Consider the following 20,150-nt stretch of genomic DNA (forward strand, 5'->3'; position numbering starts at 1 on the left):
ATTTAAGGGCTCAGGGGGGTGCCTTGGAGACAGGCGCGATCGAGCAAAGCTCCATCCCAAAGGGTTTTTTCCATCATGGCGCAAAGCAAATTAGCCCCCGTCAGGTTAGCGCCCCGCAGTACGGCTCCATTCAGGATCGCTTCTTCCAAGTCCGCTCCCGACAAATCAGCGCCGGACAAATTAGCATGGCTCAAATCGGCACCAAGCAAAATTGCCCTAGCCAAAGCAGCGCCCCGCAAATCGGCACCGCGCAAATCGACACCGCTCAAATCCAAATTGCCGATGGATGCCGCCGTCAAAAAAGCACCCCCAAAACTTGCGTCGCGGACTAAAGCGTTAGCGAAGGAAGCGCCCCGCAAATCGGCATTGCGAAAATCTGCGCCTCGCAAGTTGGCGCCGCTCAAGTCAGCGCCGCGGAGGTTGGCTCGCAATACGGCTCGCTGCAAGTTAGCGCCGGCGAGATTAGCTCCACTCAAGTTGGCTTGAGACAAGTTAGCACCCGCGAGATCCGCTCCCGCTAAGTCTTTGCCGGCTAAATCAGTGCCGACCAACATCAAAATTTTGCCTTTGCGTATGGCTTCGAGGTCATTAGTCATTAGTTTTTAGTCATTAGTCATTAGTCATTAGTCATTGGTCATTAGTCATTAGCGCACAGACAGGCAGGGCCTACAAGTCCCAGTGGTAGGGTGCGCTTAGCAAGCACAGGCTGATTTTTTGTAGTGTTGGAAAAGATTTTGTGCTGAGTTTTAAATACCCAATAATTCGGCTAGGCACTTCGGCTGCGCTCAGCACAAGCTCTGTACAAGTTCCCAATTACCAATTACCGATCGCCCATTACCAATCCAGTTATTTTATAATGCCGGAGCGGCCGAGGTCGTTCGATCGCCCTCCTCCAACCACACGTTAGGCAGTTGGCTCGGGCGAGTTGGTAACTCCATCAAACCCATTTCTGTCAGTCTGACGACGTTGCTGAGAGTTTCCAGCAAAGCCGGATCGAAGCGAGTGCCCGACAGTTCGCGGCACTCTTCCAAAGCTTCGCTCAAACTCAAAGCCGGACGATCGCCACGCGGTTGAGTCAGTTCTTGAAAATAAGCGACCAACCCCAAAATCCGCGAAGCAATCGGTATCGCTTCGGCTCGCAAACCCTCTGGCCTGCCGCTGCCGTCCCAATATTCGAGTTTATGCTTGACAATTTCCGCTACGGGTGCTATTTCCGGCATTGCTTGCAGCAGTTGGGAACCGATGAAACTGCGATCGCGCCAAAACGAGAAAGTTGCTGGGTCTAATTGATCGGGGGTGCGATCGAACACCTCATTCGGGGCCGAAACTAAGCCGACTCGAAATAGCAATCCAGCCAGCCGCAGCCTCCGCAACTGCAAAGCCGGCAAATCCAGCATTTGACCCAAAGTTTCCGACAAAGCCGCCACCTGCAAAGACGCTGTAGGATTGGAGGTATCGCGTTCGTCTACGCGTTGGGCCATCCGCAGAAAAGCTTGAAGTTTGTTAGCGTTCAAATTGCGGCTGACGCGCAAAGCTTGACCTTCCAATTCCCACAACTCGCGGGTTTGGCGGTTAATTGCCACCATTTGCTGCTGAGAACTTTGCAGGTAAGTGACTATCCGCGATACCACGCCACTAATGTCTGCCAAGGGCGGGCCAATGGTAGCCAGGATTTCGTGGTGCATTTCCAGCAAACTGTCGGCCAGGGGAGAGTTGTAATGTCGTGTTTGTTCTATAAAAATTTCTGCAGCAGCCGACACCAAAGACTGGTCAAACGACCACAAACCGTAGAACTTTCGTTCTATATCTACTTCCGGCTTGCCATCGGGCAAATATTCCTGGTCTGAAAGTTCGCGGCAAAGCACCATTGCTTTGTATGTAGGGGCGAGGATGATTAAATTCCATTCTTGGATTATGGGGTCATTCTCATCGAGATTTATTAAAGATACATTTTCTAATTGACCGGTTTTGTGGCTAGCAAAACCGCTGTCGGCTACTGCACCGATGACAACGCGCCGAGAGGCATTAGCAATATCTAGGTAGCGATCGGCTTCCTGTAAATACCATTTTCCCTGCTGAAACATCACCAAAACTAGGGGTTGGAGTTCGATATTCTCCCCGCCACTGGTTTGCAAAATGTGGTCTTCTAGGGCGTGACACAGGGCTACGAGGGTGTTTTTGAAGTATACCCCGTAGCTAGAAGGCAGTTTTCCGTCGGGAAGTGTAGCTTGTAGTCTGGCGAGAGTTGATTCTGAATTCATCAGAAAAATGAGCCTGAAACCCCGTCCTTCTAGGACGGCTTTACATTGGATTGGGGTGGATGGGTATGGTTGCCCCTCCGTGGAGATGTGGTCTTCTCCAAAACTCCCTTACGGGTAAAGTTAGCACGCGCCTTTGTTTTGAGAGCTTGTTAAACTTGCAGCACTGTTGAGCGTGACCTTAAAACTGTTTAACTGCAAATGACAGAGCAGGGGACTAGCTTCGCATCAAGCGGGTGTCGTGACTCAAAAAACGTAGACCTCGAAAGTATACGGCCCGTCAGGACGGCTCGCAAGAATCTCTTACAAGCCTCATGCCGTCAGGGCTGAGGTTCCTGACTGCAAAAAGCGGTGCCTGCTCTTACTTATTGTAGCGGGCGATCGAACTTCTCGAAAAGACTTTTGGCAAAAATCCGAGTTTTTGATTTTTCACCGCTTCGCAACGGATTCAATCGATTTTAGATTTGAGATTTTAGATTAAAGATTAAAGAATTGAAGCATTGACTTGCGCGAGATAAATACGTTCGGCAAGTTTCATCGGATACAGGTTTTTTATTTCTGGACGGATGAATCACGTGGCGGGTATGCTGGATGCTTGATTGTCAATGTAGAGTGCGCCGAACAGTACCTGATTAATTTTAGCCCTTTTCGGGAAACCCTCTGTCTTTGGCTGAGTTTTTTGCAGACGAGAAACCAGCCGAGAGGAAGAGGGTAAATGACTTAGGTATTAACTACTATTTGGAAAACAATATTATTAGGAATTCTGAGCGTGCTTCAACAAAATAGAAGTTTAGGGGAACAGGCGATCGACAAAGTAGCCGAGATTGCTATTGCTAGCAAATTAGACGAATCCGAAACTTTGTCTGTCACAGTTAACACCGATCCGATCCAGCTAGCCCAGGGATCAGTAGAGGCCGTTGCGGTTGAGGGTACAGGGTTGGTAATGCAACAAGATTTGCGCGTGGAAGATTTGCAAATTCACATAAAGGATATTGCTGTCAATCCCCTGACCGCTATGTTTGGCAAAATTGAACTGAACGGGCCTGCCTTCGGTGCGGCACGCGCTGTTTTAACAGAAAGCGATATCAACCGCGCTTTTAATTCCGAATACATCAGCAGGAAACTGAAAAACTTAAAAGTTACTGTTGAGGGACAACAGCAGACAATAGACGTTAAAACTATTGAGTGCCAATTGCTAGCTGGAAAAATCACTTTAAATGCTGAGGTATTGGTGCAGGAAACTGCCTCTACTGAAAAAATTTATTTTACATCAAAACCTCAGATCGCAGGGGGCGGTTGGGCAATTTCTCTTCAGGATGTCGAGTATCCCGAAAACAAGGAATTTTCGCCTGAGTTAACAGCAGCTTTGGCGGACAAAGCTGGTGAGGTTTTAAACTTGCGAAATTTTGAAATTGAGGGAATGTCCCTGCGAATTCAGCAGCTAAATGTGGAAGCTGGTGTGCTGACTTTGCAAGCTGAAGCGAAAGTCGAAAAATTCCCAGAGTAGCAGTAGGGTTCAGAGGTGAGTAGCTGGTAGGGTGCGTGAGTGGATTGAAGATTTTAGATGTGAGGTTTACTCCACAGATGAATCTGGGAGGTTGAACAATAGTCTAAAATTTTTATAACTCCACGACAGGATTCGTTCGCAAGTATCCGTTTTTGGGCGCGGTCAAAAACAGCAAAGCTTTTGTCATCGAGCAATTATTGGAACGCACGCACCCGAAGACTGCGCTTTGAAACTACCTCCGCCCTTTTCTTCTCCGTCGGGTACGCGATTTTCTCAACCGAACTTTCTCTAGAAACCCAGCTTTTTTAGCGGGTTTCTAGATACTGGGCTGTTAGTCCTACCAAAAATAATCTCTCGAAGGCGATCGCACTTTTTAAATCCCTCTAAAGTTAGAAAAAAATAGATAGCAATTAGTGGCAAAATATTACCGCCGTTAGAGGCAGGTATGGGGAGTTTATTTTTACTCTTGACAAGTAGTAGTAAAGAATCGGAAAAATTTTGTGAACACAGTAACTGCTTTTTTTAAAAGACTGCGTATCGGTCAATTTTTGACTCAATTTTTGACTGTATTGATGGCAGGTGTGCTGCTGTTTACCAGCACCGCTTGCAATGCGGGCGATTCTCGAGGTGCTCGGCCTGAGAATCCTCCCGTCCAAATGGGAGGAATGAATAACCCTCACAAGGCCGGTGGTGATGGATATACGAATTATCAAATGTCTACTGACCCTAAAGTCAATCAATCGCCTGCTAAAGCAGAAAACAATCGGGCTGATTTGTCGATCGTGGGCGATCGTCTCCTGGCCTCGACTACCGGTGAATCTAATTCCTCAAAGCTGCTTTATCCGGGTTCTGCACCGATGGAAACTGACAAGTTTGACCTCGAACTCGGCGGAGATAAAACTCTGTTAGAAGCGCCAGACGGACAGCCGGCTAAGGCTCAACCCGTATTCGATCGCAGCGATCCCGATGCCAATATTTTAGAGAGAGTAGGCGCCGCATTTAAGGATGCTTCTGGTTTCCTCAAAGATAGCGCTGAAGATGCCAAGGAAAGTTCCGTTACCAAACTTAATCCCCTGCAAAAATAAGCTAGCAGAACTTGCGCGGTATCGCCGATTTGTAGGGGCTTTTTCAGAATTGCCCCTACACAATTCCATACAAGACTTACGCAGAACTTCTATTCTATATCAGTCTGGGACGCAGAATCTGTAGGTGCGCCCCGCGCACCTTACCCTATATTAATCCTGTAAAATTACTTTTTTCGTAAGTCCTGTATATGTAGGGTACTTATGGCGCACCTTACGTTATATGTATCGTGTAAAACTACTTACTTTTTTCGTAAGTCCTGTATATGTATGGTGCTTATGGCGCACCTTGCCGATATTTTAGATTTTAAATAGGGGATTTGAAATTTATAGGACTTGCGCCAAAAATGGAAAGGTGAACCATTGAAATTGCCGATCTCCGGCTAGCAATGACAACTGGCAATGACCCAGTTTTCTCATTAATGCACAAGTCCTGCTTTTATTCCTCTAAAGAAACTTTGTTTTATTTACCTTTGGAGTCAGAAACATCAGCAATCAAATCGTCTTTATCAACTTGCGGTACAAAATCAGGGCGTTCTTTGGATTCCCAACCGGGCGGGCGCTTGGAGTTGTACCAGGCGATCGAGCCGATCGTAGTTGCGGCAATAAAGCCAGCAACAAGAACTGCTATTGGAGCGTTCAAGCTGACACTTGATTCCGGCACTGGCTGCTGCATCAGCAGCTCAATCATTACTTGCTTGATGGGTGCAACAACAACTGCTATGGGAGTGGTCAAGCTGATATCCATCATTAGGCTAAATCCTTATCTACTCTACTTTTACATTATCTTAAGTGCTAATGCCGTGTGGTTGATATATCGGAAGACAGAAAAATTGACAGAATTGCCGTCATAATGTTTAGAGCTTGAAAATAGGAGAGCAGATTTTATGCCGTTGGGGACAATAGCATTGCTGTGGGCTGCGAGTTTCAGCCTGGGTGCTTTACCGCTAACGGGATGGGCGGTGCGAGTCTTTACACGCCGAGATTTGAGGGCGCTGGGCACGGGGAATGTTGGCGTGTCGGCTGCTTTCATTCACGGGGGGAAATTAGCGGGAATTGCTGCGGTGTTGGCGGAAATTGCCAGGGGTATTCTGCCGGTTTTGGCGGGGCGATTTTGCTTCCCGGATGCACCTGCGATCGCACTTGCCCTGTTAATTCCTCTAGTTGCGGGCAGATATGCGATCGCCAGAGGTGGAGGCGTGACCAATGCTGTTTGGGGTTTTTTGGTATTTTCGCCGCCGGTGGCTGTATCATCGGGCATTTGGGGGCTGCTGGTGTGGGGTTTGGCACAGCGGTGGTGGGGTAAGGGCGATCGGGCGAGACTCTTTGCTTCCCGTTGCGGGTGTCTGTGTACCCCTATCTGGGTTTGGGTGTGGCGACAATCAATGCCCGAATTTTTAGCAGCCGCAGGATTAGCTTTGTTGTTAGCAGCAATTAATTTCAGTCAGGGTGATGATATGGCTTTATCTAAATCCGATCAATTGTTTTCTCTAGATGACTCGTTAGATGCTGCAATCTGCGGCGATAAAGCTGCTAAATTGTCTCAACTCAAACGAGCCGGATTTAACGTACCTGCTGGTTGGATATTATCACAAGAAGCGGGCATCGGGCATCGGGCATCGGGCATCGGGCATCGAGGAAATAGTGATGAATTGTCAATTCCCAATGCTTTCATTCAAAATCTAAAATCCAAAATCCAAAATCGAATTATTGTCCGTTCTTCTGCAGCAGGAGAAGATGGCGATACGAGTTCTGCCGCCGGACAATATCAAACTATTGGCCCTGTTTTCACTGAAGCAGAATTACTCGACGGCATTAATCGCTGCCGCCAGTCTTATTGGACTTCGGAAGCTGTGGCTTACCGCCGCCAGCGACAACTCCCCGATACCCAAATGGCTGTATTAATTCAGCCTTATATTGACAGCGAATTTGCGGGAGTGATGTTCAGTCGCAATCCTTTAGATGGCGGTTCCCAGGTAATTATAGAAGCTTTACCGGGAGGAGCAGAATCTGTTGTCGGCGGACAAGTTACTCCGCTTCATTTAGAAATTGATTTTAGTAAACCTGAATTATTAGAAAAAAAATTAACTGAACTTAAAAGTAATTCAATTATTGCTGAATCGATTTTAGCAGAATTGGTGAAACAAGCCCAAGCGATAGAAGCATTTTTTCACGGAATCCCGCAAGATATTGAGTGGAGTTGGGACGGGGAAAAAGTTTGGATTTTGCAAAGTCGCCCAATTACTAATTTGCAGCCTTTTTGGACGCGCACTATTGCAGCGGAAGTGATTCCCGGTGCAATTCGCCCGCTAACTTGGTCGATTAATCGGCCGCTGACTTGCGGGGTTTGGGGAGAAATATTCAAGGTGGTTTTGGGCGATCGCGCGATCGGCTTAAACTTTAACGAAACGGCAACTTTGCTGGGCTCTCACGCCTATTTTAATGCGACTTTGTTGGGCGAAATTTTTCGGATGATGGGATTGCCGGAGCAGGGTTTGGAATTTTTGCTGAGAGGGCAAAAAATGGGCAAACCGCCTTTGGGGAAGATTTTGCCGAGTTTGCCTGGTTTGTGGCGTCTGGTGCAGCGAGAGAGGGCGCTCAATGCAGAATTTAAGGGCGATCGTACTTCTATTTTCCTCCCGGCACTGCAAAGTTTGGAGAAGTCAGTTGTCAGTTGGCAGTTGGCAGTTGACAGTAGGCAGTTGACAGTTGACAGTAGTAACAATGCCCAAGGCCCAATGCCCAAGGCCCAATGCCCAATGCCCGATTACCAATATTTAACGGAATTGTTGGAGAGAGCGGAGCAAATTCAGGAGTGGCTGAAACCGATTACTTACTACAATATATTAGGGCCGATCGGGCTGGCTATTCGCAAGGCAATTTTTCGAGTTAATGATGACTGGCTGGCTAATGACAGCGCTCCTGAAATTGCTTCGGTGCGAGCTTTACAGCAGTTGGCTCATAAATTGCGACAAGCTGCTGTTTCGCAGCCTGACGAAACTGTTTCAGTCGCAGATATAGCACAGACATTTGCGGAAACTCCGGCTTTACAAGCAGATTTTGAAAAGTGGCTTGATATTTACGGATATTTGAGCGAGGTGGGAACGGATATTGCTGTTCCTACTTGGCGAGAACAACCGGAAATTTATCAAAAGTTGCTAATAAATATGGCTCAAAAAGCTGAAACTAATTTAGCTGAAAAGCGGGAAATAAAATTGAGTTTTTCGCAGAAGTGGCGATTAGAGAAATGTCAAGAAAGAGCGCTTGTCAAAAACGAAATTAGCGAAATTTACGCGCGGTTGTTGGCTCACCTGCGCTGGACTTTTTTGGAGATTGAAGCTTGCGGATTGGCAATGCAGGTGTTTCAGGAAAGTGGGGATATTTTTTATCTGGAATTTGGGGAAATTCAGCAGTGGATTCGCAGCGGCGCGAGTGTTTCTTTTCAGGATACAATTAGGGAAAGGCGCGATCGCCTCGTAGCCGATCGCGATCGCCCGATTCCCCCCGTTGTCTACGGCAATTTGCTGCCAAATTCTCAGACAAGGGCGATCGACTCCGCAACATCAGAAACTAATATCATCCAGGGAATTCCAGCAAGTATTGGTCGTGTCGAAGGCTTTGTCAAGATTTGCCGCACCGCGAGCACAGATTTAGGAGAAAATGCGATCGCAGTAGTTCCTTACACCGATGCAGGTTGGGCACCGCTGCTATTAGGAGCAACAGCAATTATCGCCGAAGTTGGCGGCCAATTATCTCACGGAGCAATAATCGCTCGCGAGTACAAAATTCCCGCAGTTATGAATATTGCTGAAGCCACAACTCGCCTGCGAGACGGTCAAAAAGTCCGAGTAGACGGGTATCTCGGCACTGTAGAATTGCTCGAATAATTAGGAACAGGCTTTCCGGCCTGTTCCACAAAGAGTTGATTTCTTGTGGAACAGGCCGGAAAGCCTGTTCCTAAAAAGATTATTTAAAATGGTGCAACATCTCAGCAATCTCGTAAACCCGGAACGGGCAAGATGCCTGTTCCACAAAGAGTTGATTTCTTGTGGAACAGGCATCTTGCGGAACGGGCTCTCCGGCCCATTCCACAATAAAATTGAGTTTTGTGGAACGGGCCGGAGAGCCCGTTCTTGAAAATGGTGAAAGATGTCAGCTCAAACCAATAATCTCGTAAACCCGCCCCAACTTTCCTAGGCTTTTAAGCCGAAATTCTGAACAACATAGTTACCCAGATTTCTACCCGCACTCAAACCATCTATGTTAGCACTCATGAAATGAATGCCTCCGTAAATGCGACTCATGCCCGATTCGTCGGCCGCTTCGCTGAAGTTTTGATAGGTTCGCAAGGTGTTGACAGTTCTGTCTCCCCGATCGGCAAAGCCGTAATCCGAACCAAATACAGAACTCATAACAGGATCAGCAGCACCGCTAAAGGTGCTGTGGCCCGACGTGTACTCAGGGAACGGCGGAGTAGTTAGCAGCGGCGTCCACAGGGGGTCGGCTGTCGTGTTGGGATTGTTGTCCGTATCAGCTTGGCGGATAGCTGTCACCGGCCGCCATAAATTGTACTGGTACTTGGCATCCCAGCAGCTAATAGCTGCATCGGCCAGAGCAATATTCAGCAGGGCGAACAAGCGGGCGCTATCTTCTAAGGATTGGCCGGTGAGAGTCGCTGTTTCTTCGGCGATTTGGTTCCAGTGGCCCGGAGGCGTAAACGTCCCAGCACCGTTGGCCCAGAATTTGGCGATGATTGTTTGGTCTGGGGTGCGCGTGAGGCTGTCACTTTTGCCGATTTCTTTGACGTAGTTAAGTTCCTCTGCGTACTTAGCGCCCTCAAGGGCGGGCGGGCCGGGCGGGCGGAACTGAGAACCGCTAGTCATGGCAAAGGGAGTAACTTGGCCCCACTGTGGCCCCAGCGCCGCGGCAAGGGCGGGGGGAGTCGGCACCCAACTGCCGGGGTCGGTTGAGGGGGTGTACTGCACTACTTTCGTGATGCCGTCTGTACTCCGCGAACTGATAATTTGGTCGGCAACTTGCTGTCCGAGGGCAATCCCGTCTTGTTTGGCTTTGCCTTCGGGAATTTTAGCTAGAGACGATGCGTATACTTCGTTGAATGTGGCTGCTTGCGCTGGGTAGACTTTGACTAAGACGCCGTGGGCGGCTGCGGCTGTGGCAGCTTCTGCTGATGTACCTGCGGGTGGGTCTATTTCCACGAGGTAAGGGGTGTATTTTTTGCTTATCGAGTTAACAGCATCGTAAATGGCTGCGTGAACCATTGCCATGTTGCGGGAGGCGAGGGGAGGCGCGGTACTGGCTGTCCGCACTGCATTCAGCAGGACTCCGTTCCACTCAATGACAGGGTTTCCCGATAGCTGATTTGTGAATTGGTCGCGGTTGATTGTGTTGCTGTTGACTCCCGGCAATACTGCTAAATACTCGCCCGTAATTTTGTCTTGAATTACGGTACTGTTGCTGTTGGCGCCGGTGCCTTGCTGGATGTTTAAATCTTCAAAGGTGAGACCGTTTAGCAATCGAATTTGGTCATTGCCGTTGCCGAAGTCGGCGATGTAGTCGGCTGTGGCTACAGTTGGGCCACCGCTGCCTTTAGCAATGGCAAATATATCATCGCCTGTGCCGCCGCTCACGGTATCGCTACCGGCGCCCGCGTAGATGAGATCGTTGCCGGAATCGCCACCAATTAGGTCGCTGCCTTTGCCTCCCCAGAGGATGTCGTCGTCCGCACCGCCAACAATCGTATCGTTGCCTAGGTCGCCGCAGATTTTGTCTTTACCTGCACCGCCTTCGAGAGAGTCGTCTCCGCTGTTGGCATAAATTATGTCGTTGCCCTCCAAGGCGTTAAATCTGTCTGGTTGGGTGGTTCCTTCGAGATAGTCAAATTGAGGACTAGGGGTCAGAGATGCCATGTTTATTTATTGGATATTTTGATTAAGGTGCAAAGGTTGGTACTTTAGGTAGATGCTTAGGTGTGTTTACCCTTGACTTAATATTAAACTTTGTGGCGGGGAAGTAAACACCACAACACAGCTTTATTGAATCTTTAATATTTAACCGACTTTTTATGAAGTTTTCTGCTCTGAATGTGCGTAAAAATACAGTTTTAAAAACTGCATCAGGTACTACAACTTTGTTAAACTTTTACAAAAAGACTGTTTTTTTTAATATTTAGAGCAAGATAATTTTTACCAGCATCAAAGGCGCGGATTGTGTCACTGAGTAAGTAGATATTTATTAAGCACTCCTCAAAGCTGCGATCGGGTCGAGTTTGGCGGCGTGGCGGGCGGGGACAACACCGAAGAAGAGGCCTACTGCACCGGATACACTGACAGCCAGGGCGATCGCCACGGGCGAAATACCAGCTTGCAAGGGCGTGAAATTACCTACAAGCAAGATACCGCCGACACCTACGCAAGTACCGACTATCCCTCCGGCAGCGGATAAAATCACAGCTTCGACAATAAATTGAAACAAGATATCTTGTTGAGATGCGCCGATCGCCTTTCTGAGCCCGATTTCCTGAGTGCGTTCGCTAACCGACACAAGCATAATGTTCATAATCCCAATGCCGCCGACTAATAGGGAAATGCTGGCAACAGCAGTTAACATCAGAGTCAAAGCGCCGGAAATTGCCCCCATTCTTGCCATTAAATCTTTCTGATTTCTGACAGTAAAATCATCTTCGGTAGTAATTTTGTGCCGCAATCTCAGCAGGTTTTCTACCTGAAATTGCGCCGCGTCCATTTGCGATTCATCTTTAATCGAAATAAATATCGACGTGACAGCCAAACCGTAGGGAGATTTGCGCCCAACTATGCGATTGGCCATTGTGGTGATCGGCACAGTGGCGGAATTATCAAAATTCGTACCAAAAGATGTGCCTTTGGGCGCCAATACTCCAATTACTTTGACGCTGACATTTTTGATCCGCACTTGTTCGCCCAAGGGATTTGTATTGCCAAAAAGTTTCTCGGCCAATTCTGAACCGAGCACTACAACTTGGTTACTTTGCTTAACATCAAGTTCGGTCAAAAACCGCCCTTTTGCCATTTCAAAGCTTCTAACTTCTAGAAACTCTGGAATTGTGCCGAAAATTAGAGACGAAACATTTTTGTTGCTGTAGCGAACTATTTCAGAACTGTTAAGTTCTGCTGACACGCCTTGAACGGAGGGGACTTGAGTTGCGATCGCCTTTGCGTCTGGCAATACGAGAGTTTGAGGCGCACTTGAGATGGTACTTCGCCTAGCGTTGGGAACTCCAGGCCTCACGATTAATACGTTTGTACCCAGGGATTGAACTTGTCCTGCTACAAATTTTTGAGCTCCTTCTCCAATTCCAATCATGGCAATTACTGAGGCATTGCCGACAATCATGCCAATCATTGTTAAACTGCTGCGAGTTTTGTTGGCTAGTAGTGTTTGACCAGCCATTTTGACGCTTTCAATAAAATTCATAATTTGGGAATTGGGAATGGGGAATTGGGCATCGGGCATCGGGAATTGGTAATTGAAACCAACAAATAACCAATGACTAATGACTAATGACTAATGACTAATAACTAATGACTTCTTAAGCACTTCTCAATGCGACGATCGGGTCGAGTTTAGCAGCTTGTTTTGCGGGTACAATGCCGAAAAATAAGCCGATACTGCCCGAAACACCGACTGCAAGTGCGATCGCCATTGGGGAAACACTAGCTTGCAGGGGAGTAAAAGCAGCGACTAAAAGCACGCCGCCGATACCGAATCCAGTGCCGATCGCCCCGCCTGCCGCTGACAAAATCACAGACTCTATCATAAACTGAATCAGGATATCTTGCTGAGAAGCTCCGATCGCCTTTCTCAATCCAATTTCCTTCGTGCGTTCGGTAACAGAAACCAGCATGATATTCATAATCCCGATGCCGCCCACAAACAGCGAAATTGCCGCCACGAAAGCCAACATCAACGTCAAAGCACCAGTAATACTGCCCAAAGTATTCATTAAATCTTTCTGGTTGCGAACAGTAAAATCATCCTCTTTAGTGATTTTATGACGCAATCTGAGCAGATTTTCTATTTGAAATTGGGCTGCTTGCATCATACTTTCATCTTTGATAGAAACCGAAATAAATGTTACTTTTGTACCGTAGGGGGACGAGCGACCAACAATTCGATTTGCCATTGTTGTCAGCGGCAAATAAACATTCATATCTTGATTGTCGCCAAAACTTGAGCCTTTCGCCTGCATGACACCAATCACTTGAAAAGTCGAGTTTTTGATGCGAATATATTGACCAATTGGCTGTGTATTACCAAACAATTGTTCGGCTGCTTCTGAACCTAAAGCAACCACATTTTCTTGTCTTTCTAAATCTAATTTGTTTAAAAATCGACCTTGGGCAACATCAAAGCTTCTGACTGTCAAAAACTCTGGGGTAGTTCCGACAATGGAAGATGAGACATTTTTGTTGCGGTAGGTAACGAGTTGACTATCATTGAGAGTTGGTGCGACTTCTTCGACAGAAGCAACTTGAGATGCGATCGCCTCTGCATCTTCCACTACTAAAGTCTGGGGCGGAATCACCGGGCGGCTTTGTGCTTCAGGACTTCCGGGAATAATAAATAGCAAGTTTGAACCCAGAGAGTTAACTTGTCCCTCGATAAATGTTTGAGCTCCTTCGCCGATACCGATCATCGAAATGACAGAAGCATTGCCGATGATAATTCCTAACATCGTCAAGGTGCTGCGAAGCTTGTTGGCCATCAAAGTTGTGACAGCCATTTTGACGCTTTCAACAATATCCATAATTCGATTTTAGATTTTAGATTTTAGATTTTAGATTAGGGGATTGGTAATTGATAAGGCGGGTAGGCACGGGGGCACTACCCCTACAAAACTCTTGTTTTCCTCCCCTTGTAGGGGCGGTGCCCCCGTGCCCGCCCTCTTGTAGAGCGATCGAGATAAATAATGCCCCATGCCCCATGCCCCATGCCCTATGCCCCATGCCCTATTTCTGATTCTTGATAATATCCTCCAGCTTTTTACCTTGAGGAAGTTCGGTAAAAACGCGATCGCCCGCTTTTGCACCCTCCAAAATCTGAATCTTGTTGCCAATAGTCGATCCAACCGTAACAGGCTTAAACTTCGGCTGTTGTTTCTCATCAGGAACCAGCACACCCGTTTGACCTTTATTAGTCACAATTGCCACCGTCGGCACAACTAAAGCATTGCTCAACTTTTCACCAACAAATCTCAAATCTACATTCATCCCCGATTGCAAGAAATCCTTGCCCGTATCAATGGCAACTCGCACTTGAAATAGCGTTACATCTCGTTCCTTAACAGCTTCCGGTGCAATTAACTTAACGCGGCCTTTAAACACTTTATCTGGATAAGCGTCAGCCACTATTTCAACGACTTGACCAGGTTTAATTTGACTAATATCTGCCTCCGGGACTTTCGCCAAAACCTCCACATCTCTAGCTAGAGCGACAATCGATGTCGAAGTTGCCGAAGTAGCTTCCGATGCCGAAGTGGCCGGAGTTACAAAAGCTCCTTGAATGGCGTATCTTTGGGTAATAATTCCAGCAAAAGGAGCGCGAACTTTCGTATCTTCTAACTGCACTTCTTGAAAGCGGACTTGAGCTTGAGCTTCCTCTAATTCAGCTTGAGCTTGAGCTATTTCTTCCGGGCGAGAACCGTTTTCTTGTGCGGCCAATTGACTTTTGGCTTCAGCAACTGCTGCTTCGGCTTTGGCGATTTCTTCTGGACGGTTGCCGTTTTCTAGCTGCGCTAATTTGCTTCTAGCTTCGGCAACTTCTGCTTCGCCTTTGGCAATTTCTTCCGATCGCGTGCCGTTTTGCAATTGGTTCAATGCTTGCTGCTCGACTTGGACAGCAGCTTGCAGTTGCTGAATTTGGGACTCCCGACTTTCTTGCAGTTGTTGCAGGCGTTTTTGAGATTCTATTAATTTAGCTTGGGCAGTGCGATTTTCTTTAATTAATTCATCGAGTTTATCTTTAGCCAGAGCACCTTCTTCCACTAGCGGCCGATTGCGTTCCACCCGTTGAGCGGTTAGTTCAGCTTGGGCTTTACTTGAGTCAATTTGCGTTTGTGCTTGGGCAATTTCTTGTCTGACACTGCCGGTTTGAGCATCTGCTAAACGAGCTTGAGCTTGGGCTAAACGAGCTCGCCCTTGGCTGACTTCTTCAACGCGGCTGCCGGCTCGCAGTCGCTGCAACCCTGCTTGAGTTTGCTGCAAGCGGGCTCTGGCTCCTGCAACTTCTTCTACGCGGCTGCCGGCTTGGGCTTGCGCCAGACTGGCTTCGGCTTGCTCTAAGCGCGCTCTGGCGCTGGCGATGTCTTCCGATCGATTTCCTGCTTCGATTTTGGCGAGTTTTGCTCGCACGCTGGCTTCGCGGGCTTTAGCTTGAGCTAGTTGAGCTTCTACGTCGCGGCTTTCCATGCGGGCAATAATCTGTCCTGCTTCCACTTTATCGCCCTGTTCGACAAATAATTCTGCGATCCGGCCGGAGCCTTTGGGGCTGAGATTCACGCGCTGTACGGGCTGCACCGTGCCGCTCGACGTGATCCGCACCGTGAGGTTTTGCGCTTCCACGGGCACTGTCATAGTGGCGATCGCATCTACTTTCGGCTGCGATCGACTTTTTGCTATATATATAGTGGTCGGTACAGCTAGCAACCCGGCTGCAACCAACCCAATCGCCCACCGCTGCGGTTTGCGCGCGGGTTTCTTCGGAGACTGCTTTTGGGCGGTTTTTTTATCTGCAATTTTGGTCTCTGCGGCCTTGGTGTCTACAGTCTGATTGGTATCTACAGTCTGAGTATCTTCCACCTTGACCTGAGCAGTTTCCTTTTTAGGGCTAACGATCATACCGACTCACCTAATTTAATCTCAGGATTACCTTAAAGGTAAAATTTTTGCTGATGCTTGGCATCGTCTTTCAGACTCATCCGATCGGGTGATTTCAAAAAAGTTCCCCAACCCGCACCTGTAAACAATTATAGCTAATCTTTGCAATTTATTAAATAATGTTAAGTTTTTTCAGCCAAAAGAGGTGGATCTAAACAAAATGGCTCCCGGCTGCGGGCAAATAAAAATATATTTTAATAAATAATATCATTGATGGGATCGAGAAGCGCGATCCTCAGCAGCAACAAAGGCGGATCTGGCAGCGGGCGATCGACTAAACTCGGTCATTGCGGACTCGCGAGCCCATCGCTGCGGGATCTGCCAGTGCGAATCTCGCAACGACAGAGTATGGACACACTTATTCTCATAAACCCGGTTTCACGGGTAGCGGTGCGTAAACCCTGAATCCATATCAGCCCTGTGCCCACAACAGGTTAAAATATTTTTCAAATCCGTTAAAAATGGAAAATCAAAACAATGAATCGTCCTCAAAGCGTTACAGTTTTGGCAATTTTGCAGCTAATTAGCGGCGTCTTCAGTCTGCTTGACGGCTTGTTCATCTTACTTTTTGCCGGCATTTTTGGCGGCATCGGTGCGGCTGTCGGCGGGGCAAAAGTGGGCACTGTAATCGGCGGCTTCATTGCCATTTTTGCGGGAATCAGTTTTATTTTAGGTCTCCTCTCCTTACTCTTAACTTGGGGTTTGTTTCAACTCAAAAATTGGGCTTGGACGGGAACGTTAATTGTCCATATCATCGCCACCCTCGCGCAAATTTTCAAAATGTTTGGCAGCGGCGGTACAGCAGTCAATTTTTTAACTCTGGCTTTTGCAGCGGCTAGCATTTACTACCTGCTGCGGCCGGATGTCAAACAAGCATTTCGTGTCTAATTTCCTTTTCATTAACGGTACTGAATTCTCGGATCGAAAAAAGCATAGGAAATATCAACCGCCAGATTAATCAGTACAAAAGTTACAGCCACAAAAATTACTCCTCCTTGGACAATTGGGTAATCCCGCGTCAGAATACCCGTATAAATCCAAGAACCAATTCCCGGCCACGAAAAAATCGTTTCAGTCAGAATAGCGCCGCCTAAAAGAGTGCCGAACTGCAAACCTATAGTTGTGACGATCGGCAAAAACGCATTTTTCAAAGCGTGTTTCAAAATCACCCAATATTCCGGCAATCCCTTCGCCCTCGCAGTGCGGATGTAATCTTGAGAAAGCACTTCCAGCATCGCAGAACGAGTGATGCGAGCTATAATAGCCAGAGGAATAGTTCCTAAAGTCAAAGCTGGGAGGATTAAATGGGCGATCGCATCCCGCAAAGCCGCCAAATCCCATCTCATCAAAGAATCCAAAACATAAACACCCGTAATCGACTTAAAACCCAACCCCAAATCTACACTAATCCGCCCGCTAGGAGGCAGCCATTTCAGATAAACAGCAAACAAATAAATCAACATCAATCCCAACCAATACACTGGTAAAGATACCCCAATTAACGAACCACTCATCGCGAGATTGTCCAGCCAGCTATTTTTCCTAACAGCAGCCAAAATTCCCGCCGGAATTCCGATAACCAGTGCCACCAACATCGCCACCACAGACAGTTCAAAAGTAGCAGGCCAGCGACTTGTAATTTCATCAATTATCGGAATACCGCTAATAATACTATTTCCCAAATCCAAGCGCAGCAAACTCCATAAAAATGCCAAATATTGCAAAGGCAAAGGCTGATTTAGACCTAATTTTGCTCTCAATATTTCTACCTGTTCGGGAGTTCCCCGTTCTCCCAAAAGCACTGTAGCTGGGTCTCCTGGTATCAAATGCAAAAATATAAATACTAGCAGAGTGATTCCGAAAAGGACTGGTAATAGTCCTAGCAAACGTTTAATAATGTAATTAATCATTTTTTTAAGAGAGATGCTATTGGCTCGGATTTTGCTGCATTTTTACATATTGTTATGGAATGAGAATTAAATAACTTCCACTCTTGAAAGTGGGATGGGCGTCCCGCCCGTCCTTTTGGGACGGGCGGGACGCCCATCCCACAATAACAATTAAAATTGTAAGTTATTTAATTCGCGCTCCTATATGGTTGGTACAGCCGGATTTTACGAAAAATATTTGTAGTAACGAAGGATATGGATAAACCCGCCTTTTCTTAGGGAACCGCGAAGAGAAGAGGGCGGGTTTATGAATCTACTAAATTATTTCATATATTTCTCGTAAAACCCGCCCCTACACCAATATATGCAGGTAAAACCCGCCGTTTTCAAGACTTACTAACATCCTCAAAAGACTCAGACCCCAAAGGACTCGGAATCCAACCTTGAATATTCTTGCGTTTCCCTAAAAGCGGCTGCGAATGTACGATCGGCAAACGCACAGCTTCCCCATGCAAAATCTCGCTAACTTCCGCATAAATTTTCGCCCTAGCTGCTTTATCGCCACTCGCCCTCCCCCCATCCAAAAGTTCCAGAACTTTCGGATTTTTCCAATTTCCCAAATCCGCCGTCGAACCCGGCCCGAAGTGAGGATAATAAAAATTGTCTGGATCGCCATAATCTCCAGTCCAACCCAACATAAAAGCTTGAAAGCCGGGAGGTTTGAGCCGATCGGCTAAATAAGCAGACCAATCCTTTGTCAGCAATTTTACCCGAATCCCGATCGCGCTCAAATCCGCCGCAAAAGCCTCAGCGATCGGCTTCGGCGTGGGAAAATAGGGACGACTGACGGGCATATACCACAAATCCAAATCAAAACCGTTCGGATAACCGGCTTTCGCCAGCATTGCTTTAGCTTGCTGCGGGTTAAATTCATAATCTTTAACTCGATCGGACGCCGCCCAATTCAGCGCAGGCGGGATAAATTGCGAATCATATTTTCCGAGTTCTCCCCAGAAAGCTTTGACTATTGCTGGCTTGTTAATCGTTTGGGCGATCGCCCGCCTGACTTCCGGTTTTGACAAAGGTGCGTAACTCGGATTTAAGGCTAAATAACCGACATTAAAAGAAGGTCGCACAACAGCTTCTAAATTAGGATCTCCTTGAACTTCTTGCAGTTGATCCGGCGTTAAATCCACAGTAAAATCAAGTTGTCCCGAACGCAACTGAGCCAGTCTCGCCGCCGGATCGTCAACAAAACGAATTACCAATTGATTGACTTTTGGCGTGCCAGTTTTCCAATAATTCGGATTTTTCTCCAAAACAATGCGATCGCCCGATCGCCATTCCCGAAACACAAAAGGCCCCGTACCCACCGCCAGCGACCCCGGAGTGCCGTACTTAGCACCCGCTTTTTTCACCGCCGCCGGACTCGCCATCCCGAAATAAGCGGAACCTATCGCCGACGGAAAAGCCGCAAAAGGTCGATTCAAAACAAATTTAATTGTAGACTTATCAACAACTGCCACATCTTTTACTAAAGAATCTTTTTCTCCCTTAAACCCGCCAAAAAGATTTTTCCAAATCGGATAATTCTTGCCCGCTTCTCGAAAACCGTTAGGATTTTTCGCATCCCACCAGCGATCCACATTAAACTTAACAGCTTCCGCGTCAAAATCCGTACCGTCGTGAAACTTTACCCCGGAACGCAACTTAAAAGTCCAAGTTTTACCATCTTTAGAACTTGACCATTCAGTAGCGAGACTCGGCTCAAGTTCCACAGTTCCCGGTTTGAAATCAGTCAAGCGATTGTAAATTTGGTCGATAACAATCACCGAATTGCCATCAGTAATATTTCCCGGTTCCAGATTTATCGGCGGCCCACCCGCACCGTACACTAAAGCCCCAGCCGGAACCGCCGCAGGAGTTGGCCCCGTTGGAGAATTATTGCTAACCGTGTTTGAAGGAGTGCCGCAATTTGATAAAATTACAGCCATCCCAAAAACTATACTTAATAAAACTAAACGCCAGGGTTTTAACAATCTCATTTCAATAGCTCCGGTTTAATATAAAATTATACTCATATCAATAAATTCTAATTTGCTCTTTCTCTCCCCTCTGTGGTCTCTGCGTTCTCTGCGGTTCATGTAGTAAATTCTCTATTAACAACCCATCTAAATTAACAAACCAAATAGAGCAGCCTGATGATATCATGCTGGAGGTAAAAATATCAAGCCACACCTTTACATTAGGCGACGCAGCCAGCATGAGAGCTAACATTTCCGGCCCCGCTAGATGGGTCATTCGATTTTAGATTGTAGATTTTAGATTTACTCCATGAATCTGGGGGGAGCATAAACATTCCTTTCCACACCCAAAATATCTTTGAATATCTGCATATAACAACCCGATTCGGGATTCAAAAACATCAATATTTCTCTCTTTTCTCTTTCTCTGCGCCCTCTGCGCCCTCTGCGGTTTGT

At 47.1% G+C, this 20,150-nt stretch carries 13 protein-coding genes; 4 read left to right on the top strand and 9 right to left on the bottom strand.

The window, feature by feature from the left end; all coding sequences use genetic code 11:
* Positions 1 to 2: 2 nt before the first annotated feature.
* A complete protein-coding gene (locus QUB16_RS08465; RefSeq protein WP_333315478.1) occupies positions 3 to 596 on the bottom strand; it encodes a pentapeptide repeat-containing protein in 594 nt (197 codons plus the stop codon).
* 255 nt (positions 597 to 851) lie between these two features.
* Entirely contained in the window at positions 852 to 2,261 is a 1,410-nt protein-coding gene (locus tag QUB16_RS08470; RefSeq protein WP_333315480.1) for an HD domain-containing phosphohydrolase, read from the bottom strand.
* A 766-nt stretch (positions 2,262 to 3,027) separates the two neighbouring features.
* Between QUB16_RS08470 and QUB16_RS08475 the strand changes: the two genes are divergently transcribed.
* Positions 3,028 to 3,765 carry a DUF2993 domain-containing protein gene (locus QUB16_RS08475; protein ID WP_333315481.1) on the top strand — a complete coding sequence of 246 codons (738 nt, stop codon included), beginning with the start codon at positions 3,028 to 3,030 and terminating at the stop codon, positions 3,763 to 3,765.
* Between the two features lie 500 nt (positions 3,766 to 4,265).
* Positions 4,266 to 4,850, top strand: coding sequence for a DUF6658 family protein (locus QUB16_RS08480; protein WP_333315483.1), 585 nt, complete (start codon positions 4,266 to 4,268; stop codon positions 4,848 to 4,850).
* 460 nt (positions 4,851 to 5,310) lie between these two features.
* Here the strand turns inward: QUB16_RS08480 and psb35 are convergent, their stop codons facing one another.
* On the bottom strand, positions 5,311 to 5,523 hold the full coding sequence (psb35, locus tag QUB16_RS08485) for a photosystem II assembly protein Psb35 (protein WP_333315515.1): 213 nt from the start codon (positions 5,521 to 5,523) through the stop codon (positions 5,311 to 5,313).
* 211 nt (positions 5,524 to 5,734) lie between these two features.
* Here psb35 and QUB16_RS08490 point away from each other — a divergent pair, with 211 nt between their 5' ends.
* Positions 5,735 to 8,734 carry a glycerol-3-phosphate acyltransferase gene (locus QUB16_RS08490; protein ID WP_333315484.1) on the top strand — a complete coding sequence of 1,000 codons (3,000 nt, stop codon included), beginning with the start codon at positions 5,735 to 5,737 and terminating at the stop codon, positions 8,732 to 8,734.
* A gap of 306 nt (positions 8,735 to 9,040) precedes the next feature.
* On the opposite strand, the gene QUB16_RS08495 is transcribed toward QUB16_RS08490, so the two are convergent.
* The 4 genes from QUB16_RS08495 to QUB16_RS08510 all read right to left on the bottom strand — a co-directional run bounded on the left by QUB16_RS08495 (position 9,041) and on the right by QUB16_RS08510 (position 15,742).
* Complete coding sequence (locus QUB16_RS08495; protein WP_333315486.1) at positions 9,041 to 10,774, bottom strand: chemotaxis protein CheB; 1,734 nt, start codon at positions 10,772 to 10,774, stop codon at positions 9,041 to 9,043.
* 325 nt (positions 10,775 to 11,099) lie between these two features.
* Positions 11,100 to 12,320, bottom strand: a complete 1,221-nt coding sequence (locus QUB16_RS08500) for an ABC transporter permease (protein ID WP_333315517.1) — start codon at positions 12,318 to 12,320, stop codon at positions 11,100 to 11,102.
* Between the two features lie 115 nt (positions 12,321 to 12,435).
* On the bottom strand, positions 12,436 to 13,653 hold the full coding sequence (locus tag QUB16_RS08505) for an ABC transporter permease (protein WP_333315488.1): 1,218 nt from the start codon (positions 13,651 to 13,653) through the stop codon (positions 12,436 to 12,438).
* 202 nt (positions 13,654 to 13,855) lie between these two features.
* Entirely contained in the window at positions 13,856 to 15,742 is a 1,887-nt protein-coding gene (locus QUB16_RS08510; protein WP_333315489.1) for an efflux RND transporter periplasmic adaptor subunit, read from the bottom strand.
* Positions 15,743 to 16,258: 516 nt separating this feature from the next.
* Here QUB16_RS08510 and QUB16_RS08515 point away from each other — a divergent pair.
* On the top strand, positions 16,259 to 16,669 hold the full coding sequence (locus tag QUB16_RS08515) for a hypothetical protein (RefSeq protein WP_333315490.1): 411 nt from the start codon (positions 16,259 to 16,261) through the stop codon (positions 16,667 to 16,669).
* Positions 16,670 to 16,680: 11 nt separating this feature from the next.
* On the opposite strand, the gene QUB16_RS08520 is transcribed toward QUB16_RS08515, so the two are convergent.
* Positions 16,681 to 17,691: an ABC transporter permease gene (locus QUB16_RS08520; RefSeq protein ID WP_333315491.1), complete on the bottom strand. Its 1,011-nt coding sequence runs from the start codon at positions 17,689 to 17,691 to the stop codon at positions 16,681 to 16,683.
* Positions 17,692 to 18,056: 365 nt separating this feature from the next.
* On the bottom strand, positions 18,057 to 19,715 hold the full coding sequence (locus QUB16_RS08525) for an ABC transporter substrate-binding protein (protein WP_333315492.1): 1,659 nt from the start codon (positions 19,713 to 19,715) through the stop codon (positions 18,057 to 18,059).
* Positions 19,716 to 20,150: the final 435 nt, after the last annotated feature.

Origin of the sequence: Microcoleus sp. D3_18a_C4 (assembly GCF_036702415.1) — a bacterium.
In the GTDB taxonomy this organism is placed as follows: Bacteria; Cyanobacteriota; Cyanobacteriia; order Cyanobacteriales; family Microcoleaceae; genus Microcoleus.